Here is a 21,098-nt window from a genome sequence, read left to right as displayed (position 1 = left end):
TGGTCAGTTGCTGTGGTGTAGGGCAATCCAGAGTTGCAGCAGTCCTACGAGAAAACCGACAACAGCTCCTCCTGTTTCGGCTAAGCGCAATTCGTGGCGTAGTGAAACAGTGAGCAGTTTTTTTAGTTGATCAGCAGAAAGGCCGCTTATTTTTTTGCTGACAATAGCCCGGACATCCAGTTCTTTCTGTGCGCGCTGCAGGTATTGATCGATAATCTCCGGGAACATATTATCCAGTTCTGTGACCAGTACTTTTTTCACCTGCTGGATAGTACTATCGCCGATAAACATTTTGAAAACCGGCATGGCTTCCGGTAGTTTTTCTCTGAGAAAAGTATCCATATGTGCCTCTACCACCGGGATCATACTTTTAATTTTATCCGGGTCCGCGAGTTGCTGACGGACATCATCGAAAGAGAAAAGTTGTGTAGCGACAAATTCACCTGTTTGATCTGCCAGTTGTTGCTGACGCCGGGAAAAGGCGCGGAGCGCGAAAAGGATAGTTATTTTGTTGGTTAGCCAGCCTATGAATGCACCTAAAAAGGGAATGATATATAATGACATAAAGTGATGATTGAAAAAAGTAAGCAAAGAAATGAGAAAAAATTTGGAAATTAAAAACGCATTTTGTTATCTTTGCATCCCAATCAAAACAAACGGTGGTCGTAGCTCAGTTGGTTAGAGCATCAGATTGTGGTTCTGAGGGTCGAGGGTTCGAAACCCTTCGATCACCCAAAAAGCAGGAAGGCGGTTCGAAAGAATCGCCTTTTTTGTTGTTAATACCTTGTACTATTTATGGCAGGCAGAGAAGAAAGTAGCCTACTCTTCCGGGCTTTTTTATCTGACTATATTGTTTAACTTTGTAGTCATTGAATGCAGATGTTTCACCTCTGAAATTGTGTACGAGGCTGTGTGTATAGTAATGTAACGTTAGCAGCAAAAAGCAACCATATGCCAGAACGCTCATCACAGGGGCAATATTGTGTAAATTATTATGAGAATGATATCCTACGAAAATGCAACGGTATCTTTTTTTACAGTTTGTTATGAAGGTGACTGGGAGCGTATCTTAAAAGAAAATCGCCTTGAAAGAATTATCCGGCAATGTAACTATCATTTTTTCGAGAAAGGATTGATCATAAATAATGTGAAAGACCGTTCGCTTGTAGAACGATATGCAGAAGAAGCGGTAAAGAAAGGCATCATTGATGTTTATTTTTTCAGTGAAGACTATAGCGATAAGATCCTCTCTGAGTTCTCCATCAAACGTAGTAGTTTCCGCCTCGACTTTTATGATGGATATTATTACAGTATAGGTCCGCTGACAGCGGTTTATAATGCGAAAGGTAAATACCTGCTTTATTTTACGGGCGATTGCCTTATTGAAACGCACTCTGTTCCCTGGATCAGTGAATCTATTGAGAGAATGGAGGCCGACAAACAGATCTTTGTTGCCAGCGCCCGTGGCGCCGATACCGAACCTGAATGTAATCACCATGCCATCGGGGAAGATGAATCCTACATCTATACCAATGGCTTTTCTGATCAGTGTTTCCTGGTAGAAACACGCCGTCTGCGCGACAAAATTTATAACCATTACCATTATTATACGGAAAGGTATCCTATCTACGGAGGCGACTTATTTGAAAGGCGTGTAAATGGTTACATGTGTGGAAATCAATTGAGCAGGATAGTAAAAAAAGGCGCATTCTACAGTCATGAAAAGCTGTTGAATGAAGGACTGGAAAATATCCCTGCCAAACCCGGTTTGAACAAAAAGATACGAAGAGTGGCAGCAAAATATTCAAGAAAGTTCCGAAAAGCAATCAACAGAAGAATATTCGGTCATTCCAAAAAGGTTGATGGAAATGTAAGGAAATGGCACATATAAGCCGTTATTAGTCCCTGACTGAATATCACTTCGTCGCAGCATCCTTCCCTATCACTGTCCAGTCATCATTGCCATGGCCCTTTGCAATCCACTTGTCCATTTCTGATGCGATGGCAGGAATAACGGCAAATGTAGTTCCTCCCTGAGCAGCAGCGTCCATGAACAGTTGTGTATCTTTTCTGGCCATATTTAACTCCCATGATGGCTGATCATATTTTCCTCCAGCGACGCGCTGTAGCCGGGCTGCCAGCATTGCGCCAGGGTTCCAGGAGTCAAACAAGGTATTGAGATCGTCCAATGGTATATGTAATGCTTTCGCCAGTGAAAGTGTATCTGCGATGCCTGCGGTGAAGGTGACCAGGAAGAGATTGCCGATCAGTTTCATACCAGCGGCTTTGCCTTCTTCAGCGCCGAAATTAAGCACCTTGCCTGTCATTTGAGATAAGACCGGTTCCAGTTGGCTGACAACAGCCTGGTCGCCGGAGACCAACATATAACCCGTGCTTTCAAGCGCATTTATCGGCCCCATAAAAACGGGGGCATGTAAATAGGTAAATCCCTGTTCCTTCCACTCGCGGGTGCGTTGTATGGCACCTGCAGCAGAGGTAGTAGTATGATCAACGATGATGGCACCTGGCTTTAATCCTTTGCGGGCGGCTGCTAATACTTCGTTTACAGCGGCATCATCTTTTAACGTGAGATGAATAATGTCAGCTCCTTTTACGGCTGCTGCAACATCTGCAAATGCCCTGGCGCCGTCAGCTTCCAGTGCGGAGGCTTTTGCGGCGGTACGGTTCCATACCTGTACCTGGTTTCCCTTTTTGAGGAGTGCTTTTACAAAGTTAGCTCCTAACAATCCTGTACCTAAGAATGCTACCATTGTTTACATTATTTCTATAAAAATACTAACACTCTGTTGTTTCGAAAAGTGCAAATTAAAGGGAATAGTTGTCATTTTAACGCCGCCTGCAAGCGCCTCATTCTGATCTTAGTGCTTTTACTGGATTCATCAGTGCAGCTTTCACTGCCAGCAAGCTCACCGTCATTAATGCAGTTGCTAGCGCCAATGTTCCCGCCAGTGCTATCATCCACCACTGGATGGTAATCCTGTATGCATATCCCTCAAGCCATACCTGCATCGCCCACCATATTACCGGCGTCGCAATCAGGATGGCGACCAGTACAAGTTTGATAAAATCCGAAGAGAGTAATCTCACAATGTTGGTCACTGAAGCGCCCAGTACTTTTCGTACGCCTATTTCCTTTACACGTTGTTCAGTAGCATAAGTGGCGAGTCCGAAGAGACCAAGACAGGCAATAAAGATGGTCAGTCCTGCGAAGGCTGCAAACAGCTCTCCAAAGCGTGCATCCTGCTTGTATTGCTGATTAAAAGACTGGTCCAGGAAACTATACAGGAACGGACGGTGTGGTGCAATGGCGCTCCAGGTCTGTCCGAGTTCTTTTATTGTCTGTTGCAGATGATCTGTTTTGATACGGAGAGACAACTTGTTGAGTGATTGCTGAGGAGCCATCCTGATCGCTAATGGTTCCACTTTTTTATGCAATGACTGATAATTGAAATCCTTGACCACGCCAATCACAGTACCTTTACGTCCCCATTGCTCAAAACGTTTTCCTACTATCTCTTCAGGGTTCGAATAACCAAACTGTTTGGCGGCGGCTTCGTTGATGATGAGCGCTTCTTTTGCATCTGTGGGGAAATCGCGCGAATAAGCTCTGCCTGCAGCCATCTTCATTTCGTAGGCGGGGATGAAATCAGCGTCTATTTCATACATGCCTGGAGTTTCGCTTTTCATTTCCCCGTTCCGGGATTCTATAAAGGTGGTGCCATTAGGATAGAAGTCGCCAGGTACTGCCCTGGATGCGGTAATAGATTGTACCGCGGGATTTTTCGCCAGCATTGTTTTAACAGCTTCAACAGACTCGTTCACCTTCTGATCGCCGCCATAGTCGATTACCAGCATCTGATCCTGACGGAAACCAAGAGAATGTGAACGCAGGTGTCTGAGCTGGGAATATACGATCATGGTGCCTGCAATAAGCGCTATGGATAAGGTGAACTGTACTATTACCAGTGCCTTCCGCAGTGCGATACCCTTATTTGAAGAGCGGAACTGCCCTTTCAATACCTCCACAGGTCTGAACCGTGCCAGTACCCAGGCCGGATAGCTGCCTGCCAGCAAGCCCAGTATAAAAGGCATCAGCACGAGTGCAGGTGTAATATTCCAGGAGAAGAGCCGTGAATAGGTGAGGGGCTTGCCGGATATTTCCCTGATAACTGGTAAGGCTAATATGGTGAATATAATGGCCAGTAATACGGCTGAAAATGATATAAGGATGGACTCTGTCAGAAACTGGTATATCAGCCCTTGCTGATATGCGCCCACAGCCTTTCTTACCCCTACTTCCCTGGCTCTTTCCATAGAACGTGCTGTAGACAGGTTCACGAAATTAATACAGGCGATCAGTAGTACGAATATGGCGATGATCGAAAAGATATATACATTCGACAGGCTTCCGGTAGGTCCCGGCTGCCGCTGGGCCTTAGAATGAAGGTAGGCTGCTGATAATGGTTCAAATGCTATGGTATAAATACTGCGGTCACTCTTGGGATAATGACGTGATGCAAATGCCGGGATCTTCGCTTCCAGTGTTTTAATATTTACATGCTCAGGAATGAGGAAGTAAGTATAGAAATCAATATAGCCCCATTCGTCAAAGATCTCCGGTCTCCACTTTCTAAATGTGCTCATGGAGATGAGCCCGTTGAAACTCATGTGAGAATTAGCCGGAACGTCCTCTATCACTCCTGTAACAGTGAATGTCTCCTGATTATCCACGCGCAGTGTCTGTCCAAGCGGGTTCTGATCGCCGAAATATTTCTGTGCAATACTCTTCGTTAATACTACGCTGTTAGGCGCTACGAGTGCCACTTTAGGATTGCCCACCAACATCTTCCAGCTGAAGATATCAAACACTGTTGAATCGGTGAACACGAGCCCGTCTTCCTGGAATCGCCGTTCACCATGTTCCAACAGGAAGGTATTAGGGCTTGTGAACCGTACCATTTTCTTTATCTCCGGAAAATCTGCAGCCAGTGCAGGTGCTACGGGCGCATTCCCCCATACCTGGTAATCTTCCGGGACAGGAGACGAATTCCTGTCAACCTCCTTCGGATTGCGGTAGGCATGTAGTACCCGGTATATTTTATCGAAATTGGTGTTATATCTGTCATATGATAACTCATCCTGCACATACAGCGTAATTAGTACACAGCAGGTAATGCCTATTGCGAGACCGGTGATATTGATCGCGGAATAGGCTTTTTTCCTTAACATATTGCGCCAGGCAATTTTGAGATAATTTTTCAGCATAAACAGTGCATTATAGCGATAAGCTTAGTGGTTGGGGAAATAAGGTACAAAAAGATTGCCATTCACGGATATTCGCTACTGTGGCTGATCCTCAATTGTCTGGCTGGCCCTGCTTGTCCACATACGCACGTCATAATGACCGGAAATGGACAGGTGGGCAGCAGGCAAAATTTACCTACCTTGCACGGCTATGAGAACGGAAGATGCTATTCAATTTATCAGACATCAGGAATTGACCCTTTCAGGCCCTTCCAACTGGGCAGATTTAGGTTGTGGCTCGGGGACTTTTACGACTGCTCTTGCGCATTATTTACAAGCAGGTAGCCTGATCTATGCGGTAGATCAAAAATTAGCTGCTAACCTGAAGATACCCGTACCCGCAGGAATACAGGTGAAGACATTGGAACTGGATTTTGTGAAAGATGAATGGCCCTTTGCACAATTAGACGGCATTGTACTGGGCAATGCGCTGCACTATGTCAAAGATCAATCTGCCTTTATGGAGAAAATAGAAAGATATCTGAAACCGGAAGGAAAGCTGCTTATCGTCGAATACAATACAGACAGACCAGTGCCTACCTGGGTGCCTTATCCGCTGAGCTATCATTCTCTGGAAAAACTGTTTAAGACACGTGGTTACAATCACATTGAAATGATAGCGGAAAGATCTTCCGTATATGGTAATGCTAACCTCTATACAGCGATTATCAGGAAATGATGATTGCTTGCTCAGCAGCTATCGCGCTACTGATTCCAGTAAATAGTGATATATGCATTCGAAGTGATATGTTGTGTGTACGGATTACTGTGCAAAAAAAAGAAACATATTTTTTTAAATAAATAATAATTACTTCCCATCCGTAAGGTGATACTTCTCTTTTAATTACTGCTTCAATTTTCATAACCCTACTTATTTAAGGCCCCTTGAATGAGCGTTTGCATGTCCGCCAACTTTCTATTATCCAGCAAGTTACAGTATCTTATATCCGATATCTTCTAACAGCAGGATGAGCATTACTCGAAATAACGTTTGGATGATTTTCCCATTTTATTAACCAGTAAGAACTAATATACCGTGAAACTAATTTTTCTCTGTGGTTCACTGGAGCCTGGTCTGGATGGTGTGGGCGATTATTCAAGACGGCTGGCAAGTGAGTTGATCCGTAAATCGCACGAAGTAGCAATTATAGCCTTAAAAGACAGGGTAAGTGCCTCCCTATATGATGGTCTTCAATGTAGCAATGGTATTGAAGTTCCTGTGCTCCGTATACCCGCATCAATGGATGAAAAGGAATGCTTTTCCCACGCCCGCGACTATATCACGAAATTTGGCCCTGAATGGGTAAGCCTGCAATATGTACCTTTCTCTTTTGAGAAAAGAGGACTCCCTTTTTCATTCGGTAAACATCTCAAAAGTTTAGGTAGCAATATCAAATGGCATTTCATGTTTCATGAGCTCTGGGTAGGGCTTCACGGGTACAGCAGTTTTAAACTGAAGATGCTGGGGCTGATGCAAAAGGTGATCATCAAACAAATGCTGGCAGCTATTAACCCTGAATCTGTTACTACTTCCATTGGTATTTATAAAAAGAACCTGGGATGGAAAGAGGTGAATCTTATTCCCCTGTTCAGTAACATTCCAGTGGCAGGCATGCCGGAAGGCGATACCGGAAACCCTGATAACCTGACTGCTATTCATTTTGGCTGTTTTACAGGTGCGTTGGACGATTATAAACGGCAGGTCGATTTTCTGACAGCCATAGGAGAGAAGACGGGTAAAACAGTTTGCCTGGAGATCATCGGTAATGGCGGGCACTATAAAGAAAAAGCACTTGATATTTCCCGGCAAGCTTTTGGTGAAGAGAATGTAATAGATCGTGGTTTCCTGCCGGAGGAAGCTATTTCCAATCATTTACTCCGCGCTGATATTGGTATTTCACGTGCCGACTATACGCTGTTCGGAAAAAGTGGTTCCGCTATGGCGATGTTGGAACATGGGCTTCCATTGTTACTGAGAGGACCGCGACCAACTGAAGACATTATAGGTAACGACTTTCCGTTTAAGGAGCAACTGGTATATCCTGATGATCCTTCGAAAGAATTTGCAAAGAAAGACCCTGTCTATTTTATCGGGGAGGTCTCTGAAATTTTCATGGAAAGCCTTTCTGAGAAAGAACATGGCCGGCTTGTACTAATAACCAGATAAATAAAAAAAAGGCGATCGTCTGATCGCCTTTTTCATTCATCATTTAATGGACTTGAAGAATGCAACATTCCCAGCCATGTCAACCTTAACAATCATTACTTCACTGTTCTTACGTAATTCTACGAAATAGTTATCGGCGTCGTCAAATGGCATATCAAACAATGTCATATCTGTTTCATTGGCTTCATTATCATCGTACAGGAACACTCTTTCTGTGTCGAAGTCGCCATATTTTTTCAAAATGGTGCGCTGTGCATTTTCAGGCAGATCAGCAAATGTCTTTGTTTCCGTTGTGCCGACGAGGTTACTATGAATATCATAGTAGGCCCTCATATCTTTTTGACCCATTGTAAAAGCTACTTCTTCGAAATAGTTTGTTTTCTCGAACCGAATGTCAGTTGCTCCGGGGAAATCTTCATAAAACTGATTTCTTGTAAAAATGCTCACTTCTGCGTTGTTTTCCCTGCGTATTTCCTTTCTCTCCGCTTTTGTTTTTTTACCTTCGTCTGTAGTATGTGCGAATGTTATGTTAAATGACATCAGCAATACGCCCGCTGCAAAAAAAATCTTTTTCATGACTCGTTTGTTTAGTGTTTTTTTGAGATTGCGATACGAAGTTACCAGCGCTCAAAGCACTATTTTTTCCTGAATCGGTCAACAGGCGTTTCCTGTCGGTAAGGAAGCATGACCTGTTGATAAGTGAATCATCATCTGTAATGACTAATATTAATTCATCCCTGTTGCTGCTGATATCATTGAATATGATATCTGTCCATATTACAGCACAGACGCCCCGTAACCTGTTAAGTAGATTTTCCCGACAGGAGATTACCAATGCCCTGCTGCCCCGGGACCAGTGGCATCCTTTTCCGGTAAGTATCACCGGATGGCAAAAGGTACTGCCGGATTCTGTTCGTCAGAGTATTATCAGGCAGGCAGAAGTATACCAGAAGATTCCCTTTGTAGCTATTCCTGCCACTATGATGATGGAGTACCAGCAGAACGGCGACCGCTCACATTATGAAGAGGTCTCCTTCAGAAAAAGGGATCAATTATTCACTATGGCGGTAGCTGAATCAATAGAACAGAAAGGCCGTTTCCTGAATGCTGTCATCAATGGCATCTGGTCTTTATGTGAAGAAAGTTATTGGGGTACACCGGGACATCTGTACCTGCAGAAAGCAGGCATTGACCTGGCTGATGTCGAAGATCCTGCTGTGGATCTGTTCGTCAGTGAAACGGCTACTGTGCTAGCCCTTACTGACTATTTGCTCGGGGCACGGCTGGATGGCTACTCGGTACTGTTGCGTAAACGTATTTATTATGAGGTGAACAGAAGAATGTTGACACCCCTGGAGAAAGACAGCGACAGATATTTCTACCTTAAGAAGGGAACGAAGGAGTATCCTATTAACAACTGGAATCCCTGGGTGATCAGCAACTGGATGACCAGCTTGCTTTTACTGGAAAAGAACCCTGAACGGCGGACCAGTGAGCTGGAGCATGCCTTACACCTGCTGGATCACTATATTAATTTCATCGGAGATGATGGCGCTATCGATGAAGGACCTGTTTACTGGTCAGGCGCTATTGGCAGACTGTTCGATGCCCTGACCATCCTGGAAAGCGCTACCGGCGGTAAACTGACCATCTATGATGCACCCATTATAAGGCAGATGGCCGCTTACATTTACAAGATGCATATCGCTGGCAGTTATTATATCAACGTTGCAGATGCTTCGCCGGTGATCAGTACAGATGGATTGCTGTTATACCGGATGGGACGGGCCCTGCAGGATACTGCCCTGACAGGCTTCGGCGCCTGGGCTTTTCACCAGTACCCTATACGAACGCCCATCACCGGAGATTTTGCCAAACCCAGGATGCTTTTCAACATGCAGGTCTGGACGGATTGCAGTAGGGCCAAAGGGGAGGAGCCGGACATCGCGGATGTATGGCTGGAAAGTATCCAGTTGATGGCGGCAAGATCGGATAAGGGGTTGTTTGTGGCCTCTCACGGCGGACATAATGGCGAGAGCCACAACCATAACGATGTGGGGGATTTCGTCGTATATGCCTCCGGACAACCGGTTATCATAGATGTGGGTTTGGGCACCTACACGGCGAAGACTTTCTCCAAGGAGCGGTATCAGCTCTGGTATAACAGCTCGGCTTATCACAATCTGCCCACCATTAACGGCATACAGCAGATGGCAGGCCGGAAATTCGGCGCCCGGGAAGTGCAATACCTGAAAGCCGGCAATAATGTTACTCTGCATATGGATATTGCAGGCGCTTATCCTTCACAGGCCGGCGTCACCCAATGGAAGCGGGATGTCAAAATGGACCGGCAGCAGAACAGGGTAAGCGTTACGGATGATTTTATCCTGAATGCCTCCACTTCCGCACTCACACAGACCTTCATGACCGTATGCCCGGTGGAGCTGCAGCGGGGCACCATCCGGTTCAATATACCAGGAGAAAGACCGGTGCAGCTGGAATATGATGCGGACGTCTGGAATGTTAAAAAAGAGCCCATAGACTGTAGTGCTCCCGACGAAAAACGCCTGACGGATAACTGGTCCCACCGGCCAATCACCCGCCTGCTATTGCAACGCAAAGATGCCGTAAGCAGTGGACGTCATGAATTTATCATTCGACAGTTATAGCCGAATGGCCTCCTAAATAACTGTTATTTGCAAAAAAAAGGACGGCCTATCCGGGACCGTCCTTTTCCTATATAAAGCAATCATTTTTAAGCTGCTGCTGCTTCTTCCTTCGCTATTTTCACTTTTTCCTTTCTTAATACACGGGAATAAAGTGACAGTTTCGGATCAAAAATAAACTTGAAGAACAGCTTTGTCCATGATGCATGCGATAGCAAGGTATCATAGTAAGTAGGTGCTTTACTTTTGATCTGTGGTAATTTATTCCATGGAATGGATGGAAAATCGTGGTGTTCGTTGTGGTATCCTACGTTAAAGGCTACGGTGTTCAGTGGGCCATAGTAGCTGTAGGTTTCCTGGATCGGGTCCATTGTCAGGTAGTGTTCCTGGATCCAGCGGGCGCCCAATGGATGAAGGCCTACTGAGAAGAAGAAACTGATCAGCATGTAAAGCAGGGCTTTAGGTCCGATGAAGGCCACGATGGCCACATCGAAAGCGATCTGTACGATCCAGTTCACCACAATCCAGCGGTCCAGCAGGGAAATATTCAACCTGGCGGTGCGGCAGATCTGGAAAACGGGGAAGAAAAGGAACCACAACATCTTCATGATCGGATTGTTGCTTACCAGTGCTGCTTCCCAGAAATCCGGCAGGTCAGCATCCAGTTCATGTTCTCCCTGATGGGCATGGTGCTTCAGGTGATAACGCTGAAAGGAAACTGAGCTGGGAAATATATGGGGCCAGTTTGCGATCATGCCTGCAAACAGGTTCGGTGCTTTTCCTTTAAATATGAGTCCATGGGCAGTTTCGTGAATCATTACCCATAAAGCATGGCTGATAAAGGCGCCTACGGCATAGGCTACCAGGAAGATCATCCACCAGGAGGCATCACGTAACCAGAAAGAAAGACCCACCTGCGCTGCTACCAGGCCGATGATCATATAAATCGTATAGGGGTTTTTCCCTATAAGTTCCTTTACCTCAGGATGTTGTTTCAGGATCTGCCTTACTCGAACATGATGTGGATTCGGCTCATTACTCCACGTGAAGTCAGTCGGTTTGTTACTCATATTTTACAGTGTAAACTTGTTTTAAAAGGTTTCATAGCACAATCCCCCGGGAATTACCCTTACAGTGTTCGCATACTAAGTACCTGATAATCTTTACAAATTGGTGAAAATATTTCAGAAAAGGTATAGATTTTCAAATTCGCTGGCTAAAATTAAGATTTTTTTATAAATCTGGCCGGATGATAATGGTCATAAAAAAAGAGCCTGCTCAGGTATAACCCGGCAGGCTCTTTCTTTTTTAGTCAATCTTACTATCTGAACAGGTGAACAGTCGCGCCTATTTCATAGGTGCCGTCAACATAGGTTTTGATGCCTCCCGTCTGGGTGGTATACATGGCTTGTATACCCACCGTTCTCAGGATATTCACACCAACACCTGCTGTAACGCTCTTGGTAGTATGATACATGGCCATTACGTTGGCAACATCATTCAGGATAGAGACGTTAACGCCTGCATCGAGAATATTGTCAAAACCACGTATGCCACGGTAACATATCTTCGGCTCTATGGAAGTGATCGCTTCATTGATGGCGAACCTGTAGGAAGCTGCCGTAAAGAATATGCCGCCGCCGTCTGCTTCTTTATCGTCGCCGGTAAAGAGGCTTCTCACGTTGGGCAGGGATGCCTGTATGGTCAGCTTTGTGTCGGTATATGCCATGCCGTACTCTGCTTCGAAGTAATTGTCCCGGCGGTTGAATGCACTTACGGAAGGGTCATTCGGATCGCCATCCAGGTTTTTATAATCGATGCGTTGTACGTTCCATGCCAGCGACAGACCGAAGTGCAGCTGCTGATCCGGATTGGTCAGTGGCAGGTGATATGCGTAGGTGAGGGCAACACGTGTTCTGTTGATCAGACCCGCTACATCATTGAAGATGTGCATACCTGCGCCTACTCTGTTTCCTACGGCGTAGTCGGCAGAGAAGAACTTTGTGATGGGAGCTCCCTCGATACCATTCCACTGATTGCGGTAGGCTGCATTCAGGTGCAGCCCTTTTTCGAACCCGGCCATAGCGGGGTTAGCCAGGTACTGGTTCTGAAAGTACTGGGTGCCGGATGGCTCCAATAAGGCCTTCGCATTACTGAGCGACTGGGCACTGACCTGGTTGTTAATGCCAGCAGCCAATAAAAGGCTGCTGACAATGAACGAACGTATATTTTGTTTGTAGCTCATAATAAATAGTTGTTACCGGGTTAATTTCTGTCCCTGATGATTGTGATATAACCTTTCGCTGTTTTAGCACCACCTTCGATCGTTAAGATGTAGTAGTAAGTGCCTTCAGCCAGCGGGCTGCCATTCATAGTACCATCCCAGTCATTGCTGTAATTCCTGCGGGTATATACAAGACGGCCTGCGCGGTCGAAGATCTTCACCTCATTGTTAGGATAGCTATCCAGGTTACGGATCACCCATTTATCATTCTTACCATCACCGTTTGGTGTCAGGAGATTTACCGCATCTACTTTGAAGTCTGCCACTACTGAGACAGTGAAGTCAGCAGTATTGGTACAGCCAGCGTCGTTGCTTACGGTAACATGATAAGTAGTGTTCTGCATAGGCCTTACTTCGAGTACGTCGCTCTGCTGACCATTGAGGATGCCATCGGCATTATCCCACTGGTAGTGAGTACCACCTGTTGCGGTGAGGTGTACAATATCTCCTTTGGAGACGCTGTTGCCTTTATCGCTGGTGATGGTGATCGCACCCAGAGTAGCCACTTCAATATTGAATGAGCGGCGCAGTGTATCGGTACCACCGTTTGCTATACCACCATTATCCTTGATGGTAACAGTTACTGTGGATGTACCTGTTGCGCTGGTCTTCAGCTGGTAAGTGACGATACCTGCTGCTGTTACGCTCAGCTTATCGAAGTTGGCTGCTTTGTCAGTAATGATGGCGAAGCCATAAGTCTGACCTGGTTCTACCGCCGAAGCGCCTGTCAGCTGGATAGTGTGTTCCTGACCATCAGGACAGATGGTTACGTTGTCTATCGCATCGAGGGTTGGCGCCTGGTTCACCAGTTTCACCTGAATAGTTACCGGTACGGCAACGCTTGTGTTTAATCCGTCGCTGACAGTGATTGTCAGGGTAACGGTGGTATTCACCTTGCTGTTCAGTTTCGCCTGATCGGCCACCTGGATGTTACCATTAGCGTCTATTGAGAAGGCGCCGTTGGAATCATCGGATGTGATGGTCCAGTTCTGGAGGATGCCTGATGCATCGGTAGCGGTTACTTTACCCACCTGCGTACCTACTGCGCTTCTTTCCAGTACGTCGAATGACAGACCGCCATTGACAACCGGTGCAGTTGCGTCGTAAGTAACTGACAGTGTGTTGGATGCTGTGTTGCCGTTAGACACTACATTCTGTGCCTGAGCAGCTGGCAGCTGGATAGTAACAGCACCGTCGGCAGCTGGTGTTACTGTTAATGTGTAAGTGATGTTGTCTGCTGTCTGCAGGGCGCTGGCGGTACCGTTGGTTACGGTGAAGTCGCCTGCTGCCAGACCAGTTACTGCTTCGTTGAAGACAGCGGTCACTGTGAATGGCGCATTTACGCGTGCTGCAGCTGTAGTAGACAATTGTACGGATGGAGATCCTGTGTGAACGAACACGCCGGAAGTATTGGCGATATTGTTCAGTGTGAGGTTTGCATCGTTCGTAGCGTCATCTTTAATGGTGCTGCCATTTAAGTTGAGCGTACCCACTGTGATGCCATCCAGATCCATATCCCCTGGTTGTACTGTGTAGCTGAATGACAGGCTGCTCGCGGTAGCGACAGTGTAAGCAGCTCTCACAGTACCTGAGCCAAGGACAACATTAAGATAAGGAGCACCACCTGTGGTGTTGAGGTTGATGTTTTCATTGAAGGTTACAATGAAGTTCATTACATCACCTGCTTTATAGTAACCATTGAGCGGCACGGCTACACCATTTACTACTGGCGCGGTAGCGTCATAAGTAAAGTTGAGTGTATTAGAAGGCGTGTTGGCATTGCCTCCAATGTTCACCACTGCATTCGCTGGTACCTGTATGCTTACAGGGCCGTCTGCAGTTGGTATTACTGTTAAGGTATAAGTGATGTTGTCTGCAGATGATGCACCGGAAACTGTACCGTTGGTAACTGAGATGTCACTTCCGGTCAGTGTTGTTACTACTTCACTGAAGGTCGCTGTTACGGTGAACGGCGCGTTGATCAGTGCGTTGGCAGTAGAAGTCAGCACTACACTCGGGCTGGTGGTATTCACTCTTACCTGAGTCGTGTTACCGATGTTATTCAGTGTCAGGTTTGCATCGTTGGTAGCAGCATCCTGTATTGTCGCACCATTTAATACCAGTGCACCAACAGTGATACCATCCATATCCAGATCTCCGTTCACTACAGTATAACTGAAGTTCAGTTCTCTTGCAGCAGAGACGCCGGTATAAGTGGCATTTACGGTAGCGGTACCGATAGTGAGGGTGAGGTAAGGATTACCACCTGTTGTATTCAGGATGATATCTTCATCGAAGTTCACGGTGAAGTTCATTACCTGTCCTGCGTTGTAATATTTATTCGCCGGTACTGCTACGGAAGTAACAGTTGGTTTGGTGATGTCGTAAGTGATGTTTACCGTATTGGATGCCGTGTTGCCATTGCCACCAATATTATCGGCTACGTCAGCCGGGATATTTACACTTACTACACCTTCTGCGGTCGGTACAACGATGATGCTGTAATGCGCATTGTCAATTACCGTTACAGGGCTTGCGTTACCATTTGTAACAACAACATCAGCGCTGGTAAAGCCGGTCACGTTTTCGCTGAAGGCGATATCAATAGTGAACGGTGTATTTACGTTTGCAGCGGATGGTGTGCTTATTGTTACTGATGGGTGAGCGGTGTTCACAAATACGTTGGAAGTATTACCAACATTATTCAGTGTTAACACGGCATTGTTGGTTGCAACGTCTTTTACTGTCGCACCATTCAGCGTCAGTGTACCCACAGCGATACCGTCCATGTCCATATCGCCATCCTGCACGGTGTAACTGAAGTTCAATGCATTTGTACCGTTAGTACCGGTATAAGCTGCGTCGACAGTTTCAGTGCCGATGATGACACCCAGTTTTGGTGTACCGCCGGTAGTGTTGACGATGATGTTTTCGTTGAAGGTAACTGTGAAGTTCAGGGTAGTACCTGCTTTGTAATATCCGTTTGCTGGAACTGCCACAGATGTAACCACCGGAGCGGTAGCATCATAGGTATTGCTTACGGTATTGGAAGCGGTATTGCCGTTGGCGCCGACATTGAATGCAGCATCTGTAAGTAAGTAGACGCTTACAGGCCCGTCGACGGTTGGCGTAACCAGTACGGTGTAAGTGATATTGTCAGCAGTCTGCAGGTTGCTGGTAGTTGCGTTGATCGTCCTGAAATCTCCTGCTGCCAGGCCGGTTACAGCTTCGCTGAAGACAGCAGTCACTGTATATGGTACATTCACCAATGCAGGTGCTGTTGTAGACAGGGTTACTGTCGGATGTTGTGTATTGACGAATACGAACATGGTATTACCCACATTGTTTAATGTCAGCACTGCATCGTTGTTAGCAGCATCTTTAATGGTACTACCATTTAAGAGGAGCGCACTTACTGTGATGCCGTCCATATCCATGTCACCATTTACCACAGTATAGCTGAAGTTCAGCGCATCTGTGCCGGAGGTGCCGGTATAGGTAGCATTTACAGTAGAAGAACCAATGGTCAGGCTTAGTGTAGGATTACCACCGGTTGTGTTCAGCGTGATATTCTCACTGAAGTGAACAGTGAAGTCCATTGCATTTCCTGCTTTGTAATAACCGTTGGCCGGTACATCTACTGCTGTTACTGCAGGAGGAGCAGCATCATAGAGACGGGACAGGGTATTAGAAGCGGTATTGCCATTCGCTCCAATGTTTTCAGCTACATCTGCTGCTACGTTCAGTGTCATTGTGCCGTCAGCCGGTGGTGTAACCAGTACGGTGTAAGTGATATTGTCTGTAGTTGACAGGTTGCTGAGCGTTGCGTTGGTAGCTGTGATATCGCCGATCACGAAGTTGGATACTGCCTCGCTGAAAGTGATAGTAGCCGTAAATGGCGTATTCACAATAGCTGGTGCCGCAGAAGTGATAGCTACAGAAGGATGTGTTGTATTGACGAACACTCCTGTAGTAGGCGCTATGTTGTTCAGCGTCAGGTTAGCGTCATTGGTAGCTGCATCTCTGAGCGTTGCACCGTTTAAGTTCAGCGCATTTACTGTGATACCATCCATATCCATATCGCCGTTCACGACGGTATAGCTGAATGTCAGGACATTATTACCAGTAGTACCGGTATAAGCGGCCTGCACCGGAATAGCACCAATGGTAACACGCAGGGAAGGCGTACCACCTGTAGTATTCAGGATGATGTTTTCACTGAAATTAACTGTGAAGTTGAGTGTTTCACCCGCTTTGTAGTATCCGTTTGCAGGAACTGCTACAGATGTAACTGTTGGAGCGGTAGCATCATAAACGAGGCTCAGCGTATTAGAAGCTGTGTTGCCGTTGTCGCCGATATTCACTGCTGCATCTGCTGGTAAGCTGATGCTTACAGGGCCGTCTGTGGTAGGTGTAACCAGTACGGTGTAAGTGATATTATCTGCAGTGGTTGGAACGCTTACTGTTGCATTTACCACGTTGAAATCACTTGCTGTCAGACCAGTCACTGCTTCGCTGAAGGTAACTGTAACATTAAATGGTACATTGATAGGATCAGCCGCAGCGGTAGACAGTGTTACTGATGGGATGGATGTATTGACAAATACGCCTGTAGTATTACCGATATTATTCAGTGTTACGTTAGCGTTGTTGGTAGCAACATCTTTTATTGTCGCACCATGCAATGCCAGTGTACCCACGGTGATACCGTCCATGTCCATATCGCCATCCTGTACAGTGTAACTGAAGTTCAGCCCATTAGTACCGTTGGTACCGGTGTAAGCTGCATCGACAGTTTCAGTACCGATGGTGATACCCAGTTTTGGTGTACCGCCGGTGGTATTGATGAGCACATCTTCGCTGAAACGAACGATGAAGTCGAGCGTAGTACCTGTTTTATAGTATCCGTTTGCAGGAACTGAAACAGCTGTAACCGTTGGAACGGTACCATCATAAGTATTGTTGATGGTGTTGGAAGCAGTATTGCCGTTATCGCCGATATTGACTACAACATCTGCTGGTAAGCTGATGCTTACAGGACCGTCGGCGGTAGGCGTAACCAGTACTGTATAAGTGATATTATTTGTAGTGGCCGGGGTGCCGACTGTAGCATTCGTCGTATTGAAATCAGCCGCAGCAAGGCCGGTTACAGCTTCACTGAAGGTGACAGTCACTGTGTATGGAACATTTACCAGTGCAGGAGCTGTTGTAGACAATGTTACTGACGGATGCTGTGTATTGACAAATACACCTGCGGTGCTAGCCACATTATTCAGTGTCAGCACTGCGTTGTTATTGGCAACATCTTTAATAGTGCTACCATTTAACACGAGGGCGCTTACCTGAATGCCGTCCATATCCATGTCACCATTTACCACAGTATAGCTGAAGTTCAGCGCATCTGAGCCGGAGGTACCGGTATAGGTAGCATTTACAGTTGCAGAAGCAAGGATCAGGCTCAGTGTAGGATTACCACCGGTGGTATTCAGCGTGATGTTCTCACTGAAATGAACAGTGAAGTCCATAGTGCTTCCTGCTTTGTAGTAGCCATTCACAGGTACATCTACTGCCGTTACTGAAGGAGGAGCAATATCATAGATGCGGGACAGCGTGTTGGAAGCGCTGTTGCCATTCGCACCAATGTTATCAGCTACATCTGCCGCTATATTCAGTGTCACTGTACCGTCAGTAGTTGGTGTAACCAGTACGGTATAAGTGATATTGTCTGAAGTATTCAGGCTGCTGAGGCTTGCGTTGGTCTTAGTGATGTCGCCGATCACGAAGTTGGATACTGCCTCGCTGAAAGTGATAGTGGCCGTGTATGGCGCATTCACAATAGCCGGTGCAGCAGAAGTGATGGTTACAGAAGGATGTGCTGTGTTTACAAATACTCCTGTAGTGGCGCCTACGTTATTCAGCGTCAGGTTGGCATTGTTAGTAGCAGCATCTTTGATGGTGGCACCGTTTAAGTTCAGTGCATTTACGGTGATACCATCCATATCCATATCGCCGTTCACCACGGTATAACTGAATGTCAGCGCGGTAGCACCTGAAGTACCCGTGTAAGTGGCTTGCACCGGCGTAGCACCAATGGTAAGACCCAGGGACGGTGTGCCGCCTGTAGTATTCAGTGTGATATTCTCACTGAAATTAACAGTAAAGTTCAGCGTAGTACCTGCTTTGTAGTATCCGTTTGCAGGAACTGCTACGGATGTAACCGTTGGAGCGGTACCATCATAAGTATAAGAGATAGTATTTGAAGGCGTGTTAGGGTTGCCTCCAATATTAACAGCTGCATTGGAAGGGAGACTGATCGTCCTCGTACCGTCAGAAGCAGGTGTCATTAATACGGTGTAAGTGATATTGTCTGAAGTGCTCAGATTACTTACGGTCGTATTTAACACATTGAAATCACTGACAGTCAGACCGGTCACTGCTTCGCTGAAGACTGCAGTAACAGTAAACGGCGCATTTGTCGGTGTAGGAGCAGTAGTAGACAATGTTACTGACGGTATAGAAGTATTTACCCTTACCAGGTTGGTAGGATCAACGTTCTGTAATGAAGTAGATGCATCATTACCCAGTGCGTCTTTGATAAAGCCGCTGTTGTTCTGTACCAGTGGTTGTACGGTGATACCGTCCATATCCATTTCGCCCGGCTGTACGGTATAGCTGAATGTTAATTCAGTTGTACCATCACCGCCAATATAAGGTACCTGTTTTGCATCAAGACCGATAATGATATTGATATATGGAGTACCTGCAGTGGTGGTTACATATGCCGGTTCATTGTATCTCACTTTGAAGTCAAGAGTAGTACCTGCTTTGTAGTATCCGTTTGCTGGAACACCTACGCTGGTGATCTGCGGGCCGGTAGCATCTACAGTCCACAGTTGAGCATCCGGGCTGGCATCTGTATTTCCGGCCTGATCGGTCGCCCTTACCTGGAAGGTATGTGGTCCATCCGCCAGTCCTGAATAGGTAGCCGGACTTGTAACCGTATTAAATGGTCCGCCATCAAGACTTGCCTTGAAGGTACAATTAGCTTCATTGGCTGTGAAAGTAAAGGTGGCAGTTGTTGAATTGGTTGGTGACGGAGGCGCCGGAGAAGTGATTGACGTATTAGGTGCCACACGGTCCAGGATAATGTCATCACTGTAAATAACGGTGTTACCTGCCGCGTCTTTCAGTCGCATAGCCACTGTTCGTGTGCCGTCTGTTGCCGGCAGTGTGATGGCTTTGGTCGTTGCAAATGCTTCATCCGCACTATATGCACCACCATCCAGAGAGAAGGCCATCTGCAATGGAGGATTTGCATCATTGCCGGTAAGGGTCAATGTTACATTCACATTGTTGGTGTAGGCAGCGCCACTGTTGATGAGGATTGAACCGGTAGGAGCCGTCTTGTCGACAGTGTATACAGCGCCGGTGAAAGGCGCGTTCGCCACTACAGGAGATATACCTGTACCGTTAACGTTCAGTCCAATGGTGCCGGAGCCTGTACCGGTGTTGACAGTTACAGTATAAGTGGTACCGCCTCCTGTTACACTTGTAATAGATGCGCCGGAGACACCGGTAGGAACGAGCGTGAATGCGCTGGTAGTTACACCGGCAGCAGAGCCGCTAAAGGTGACTGTGTAAGTGACAGATGTTGCGTTAGTCGGATTCGCTGCAGCACGAACAACGCTTGAAACGTTAATGTTGGGAGGGGTTAGTTTAACTACCTCTCCACCCAATTCACCGTCATTGGCAAATATGGTGCCGCTAGGCATCACAGCTATTCCCCAGGGGAAGAAAGTTCCCGTAGTCTGGTGAAGGTTTGTATACAATACCTGACCTGTTTGTGTCAGGTCAGTATATTTTACCAACTCGTATTTATCGGCATCAGCAGGGTTTGCTTCGGATGTATAGAAGTTATCACTGCCATCCACCGAGAGTGACGAAAATCCTCTGCCGCTAGCCAATTGAGTAGCGCCAAATCCAGGTGCAGTCAATTTGACGATAGCTCCACCGCTGATCTCATGAAAATCTGTCACATAAATATTGTCGTGTGAGTCAACAACAATATTGCTTGGATAAGTTGCAATTACCGACGCTGATGATGGGTAAGAAAAGCCATTCCATACAACCGTACCTGCGAGCTGTTCTGCTCCAAAAGGATAACGTACCAGTTGGTAAGTGTTGGTACCGGAGTTGTATTCCATAGACAGCAAGTTGTTACTATTGTCAACTGCCAGTGCGGAATAATAATTACCGGTGTGAATCACAGAAGCTGTATAACCAGGCGCCGCCAGTTTAATAATGCTCCAGCCTATACCCTGATCGGGATTGGTCACAAATACATCTCCTACGTCGTTGACCGTGAGTCCCCAGGAATAAGTATTGACAGTACTCGCGTCAATAAGACTAGAGTAGATCACCTGTGGCGTACCTGTGCCGTTTGTGTATTTGGCCACCTCGTAGTTGGTGCTCGAGCTGTTGTAGCGCACCACGTAAAGGTTGCCAGAGTTGTCTTTGGCCATAGCACTGTAGTAGCCTCCTGTTTCCAGGGTGCTCTTCGTGTACTGCGCAAAGCTCTCAAAGCCGGCTAGCATGAAGAAAAGTATCAACAGGATCCTGCTGATACCTCGGGTAAATGTGTCATTCATATAAAACT

General features: G+C 46.4%; 11 protein-coding genes and 1 tRNA gene. 5 read left to right on the top strand and 7 right to left on the bottom strand.

Annotation, left to right across the window (positions count from 1 at the left end):
• Window positions 1–3: 3 nt before the first annotated feature.
• Window positions 4–564: a DUF445 domain-containing protein gene (locus CLV42_RS28200; protein ID WP_106605292.1), complete on the bottom strand. Its 561-nt coding sequence runs from the start codon at window positions 562–564 to the stop codon at window positions 4–6.
• Window positions 565–659: 95 nt separating this feature from the next.
• Here CLV42_RS28200 and CLV42_RS28195 point away from each other — a divergent pair.
• Window positions 660–733 (top strand) — tRNA-His (locus CLV42_RS28195).
• 267 nt (window positions 734–1,000) lie between these two features.
• Window positions 1,001–1,891, top strand: coding sequence for a hypothetical protein (locus CLV42_RS28190; RefSeq protein WP_106605291.1), 891 nt, complete (start codon window positions 1,001–1,003; stop codon window positions 1,889–1,891).
• A gap of 25 nt (window positions 1,892–1,916) precedes the next feature.
• Here the strand turns inward: CLV42_RS28190 and CLV42_RS28185 are convergent, their stop codons facing one another.
• Window positions 1,917–2,771, bottom strand: coding sequence for an NAD(P)-dependent oxidoreductase (locus tag CLV42_RS28185; RefSeq protein WP_106605290.1), 855 nt, complete (start codon window positions 2,769–2,771; stop codon window positions 1,917–1,919).
• Window positions 2,772–2,868: 97 nt separating this feature from the next.
• On the bottom strand, window positions 2,869–5,250 hold the full coding sequence (locus CLV42_RS28180) for an ABC transporter permease (protein ID WP_245901754.1): 2,382 nt from the start codon (window positions 5,248–5,250) through the stop codon (window positions 2,869–2,871).
• A gap of 226 nt (window positions 5,251–5,476) precedes the next feature.
• Between CLV42_RS28180 and CLV42_RS28175 the strand changes: the two genes are divergently transcribed.
• The gene (locus CLV42_RS28175) at window positions 5,477–6,004 is read left to right on the top strand and encodes a class I SAM-dependent methyltransferase (protein WP_170117681.1); all 528 of its coding nucleotides are present in this window, start codon (window positions 5,477–5,479) and stop codon (window positions 6,002–6,004) included.
• Between the two features lie 357 nt (window positions 6,005–6,361).
• Window positions 6,362–7,492 (top strand): glycosyltransferase family protein, encoded by a 1,131-nt coding sequence (locus CLV42_RS28165; RefSeq protein ID WP_146154508.1) that lies wholly within the window; start codon window positions 6,362–6,364, stop codon window positions 7,490–7,492.
• 39 nt (window positions 7,493–7,531) lie between these two features.
• Here CLV42_RS28165 and CLV42_RS28160 read toward each other — a convergent pair whose 3' ends face one another.
• Window positions 7,532–8,068 (bottom strand): hypothetical protein, encoded by a 537-nt coding sequence (locus CLV42_RS28160; RefSeq protein WP_106605285.1) that lies wholly within the window; start codon window positions 8,066–8,068, stop codon window positions 7,532–7,534.
• Between the two features lie 140 nt (window positions 8,069–8,208).
• Here CLV42_RS28160 and CLV42_RS28155 point away from each other — a divergent pair, with 140 nt between their 5' ends.
• Window positions 8,209–10,161, top strand: a complete 1,953-nt coding sequence (locus tag CLV42_RS28155) for a heparinase II/III domain-containing protein (RefSeq protein ID WP_106605284.1) — start codon at window positions 8,209–8,211, stop codon at window positions 10,159–10,161.
• Between the two features lie 86 nt (window positions 10,162–10,247).
• Here the strand turns inward: CLV42_RS28155 and CLV42_RS28150 are convergent, their stop codons facing one another.
• The 3 genes from CLV42_RS28150 to CLV42_RS28140 form a co-directional block, all read right to left on the bottom strand.
• A complete protein-coding gene (locus tag CLV42_RS28150) occupies window positions 10,248–11,228 on the bottom strand; it encodes a fatty acid desaturase (protein WP_106605283.1) in 981 nt (326 codons plus the stop codon).
• 251 nt (window positions 11,229–11,479) lie between these two features.
• A complete protein-coding gene (locus tag CLV42_RS28145; protein ID WP_106605282.1) occupies window positions 11,480–12,403 on the bottom strand; it encodes a PorP/SprF family type IX secretion system membrane protein in 924 nt (307 codons plus the stop codon).
• 20 nt (window positions 12,404–12,423) lie between these two features.
• Entirely contained in the window at window positions 12,424–21,090 is an 8,667-nt protein-coding gene (locus tag CLV42_RS28140) for an Ig-like domain-containing protein (protein WP_106605281.1), read from the bottom strand.
• Window positions 21,091–21,098: the final 8 nt, after the last annotated feature.

Source organism: Chitinophaga ginsengisoli, assembly GCF_003014595.1.
Lineage (GTDB): Bacteria > Bacteroidota > Bacteroidia > Chitinophagales > Chitinophagaceae > Chitinophaga > Chitinophaga ginsengisoli.
Note: the sequence above shows the minus strand (reverse complement) of the source record. Positions and strands in the feature narration are given on the sequence as shown.

Bases quoted from the DNA above. Each gene is read 5' to 3' on its own strand.
- CLV42_RS28185 (WP_106605290.1), bottom strand. From the start codon at position 2,771: ATGGTAGCATTCTTAGGTACAGGATTGTTAGGAGCTAACTTTGTAAAA.
- CLV42_RS28145 (WP_106605282.1), bottom strand. From the start codon at position 12,403: ATGAGCTACAAACAAAATATACGTTCGTTCATTGTCAGCAGCCTTTTA.
- CLV42_RS28160 (WP_106605285.1), bottom strand. From the start codon at position 8,068: ATGAAAAAGATTTTTTTTGCAGCGGGCGTATTGCTGATGTCATTTAAC.
- CLV42_RS28200 (WP_106605292.1), bottom strand. From the start codon at position 564: ATGTCATTATATATCATTCCCTTTTTAGGTGCATTCATAGGCTGGCTA.
- CLV42_RS28150 (WP_106605283.1), bottom strand. From the start codon at position 11,228: ATGAGTAACAAACCGACTGACTTCACGTGGAGTAATGAGCCGAATCCA.
- CLV42_RS28180 (WP_245901754.1), bottom strand. From the start codon at position 5,250: ATGTTAAGGAAAAAAGCCTATTCCGCGATCAATATCACCGGTCTCGCA.
- CLV42_RS28175 (WP_170117681.1), top strand. From the start codon at position 5,477: ATGAGAACGGAAGATGCTATTCAATTTATCAGACATCAGGAATTGACC.
- CLV42_RS28140 (WP_106605281.1), bottom strand. From the start codon at position 21,090: ATGAATGACACATTTACCCGAGGTATCAGCAGGATCCTGTTGATACTT.
- CLV42_RS28190 (WP_106605291.1), top strand. From the start codon at position 1,001: ATGATATCCTACGAAAATGCAACGGTATCTTTTTTTACAGTTTGTTAT.
- CLV42_RS28155 (WP_106605284.1), top strand. From the start codon at position 8,209: ATGACTAATATTAATTCATCCCTGTTGCTGCTGATATCATTGAATATG.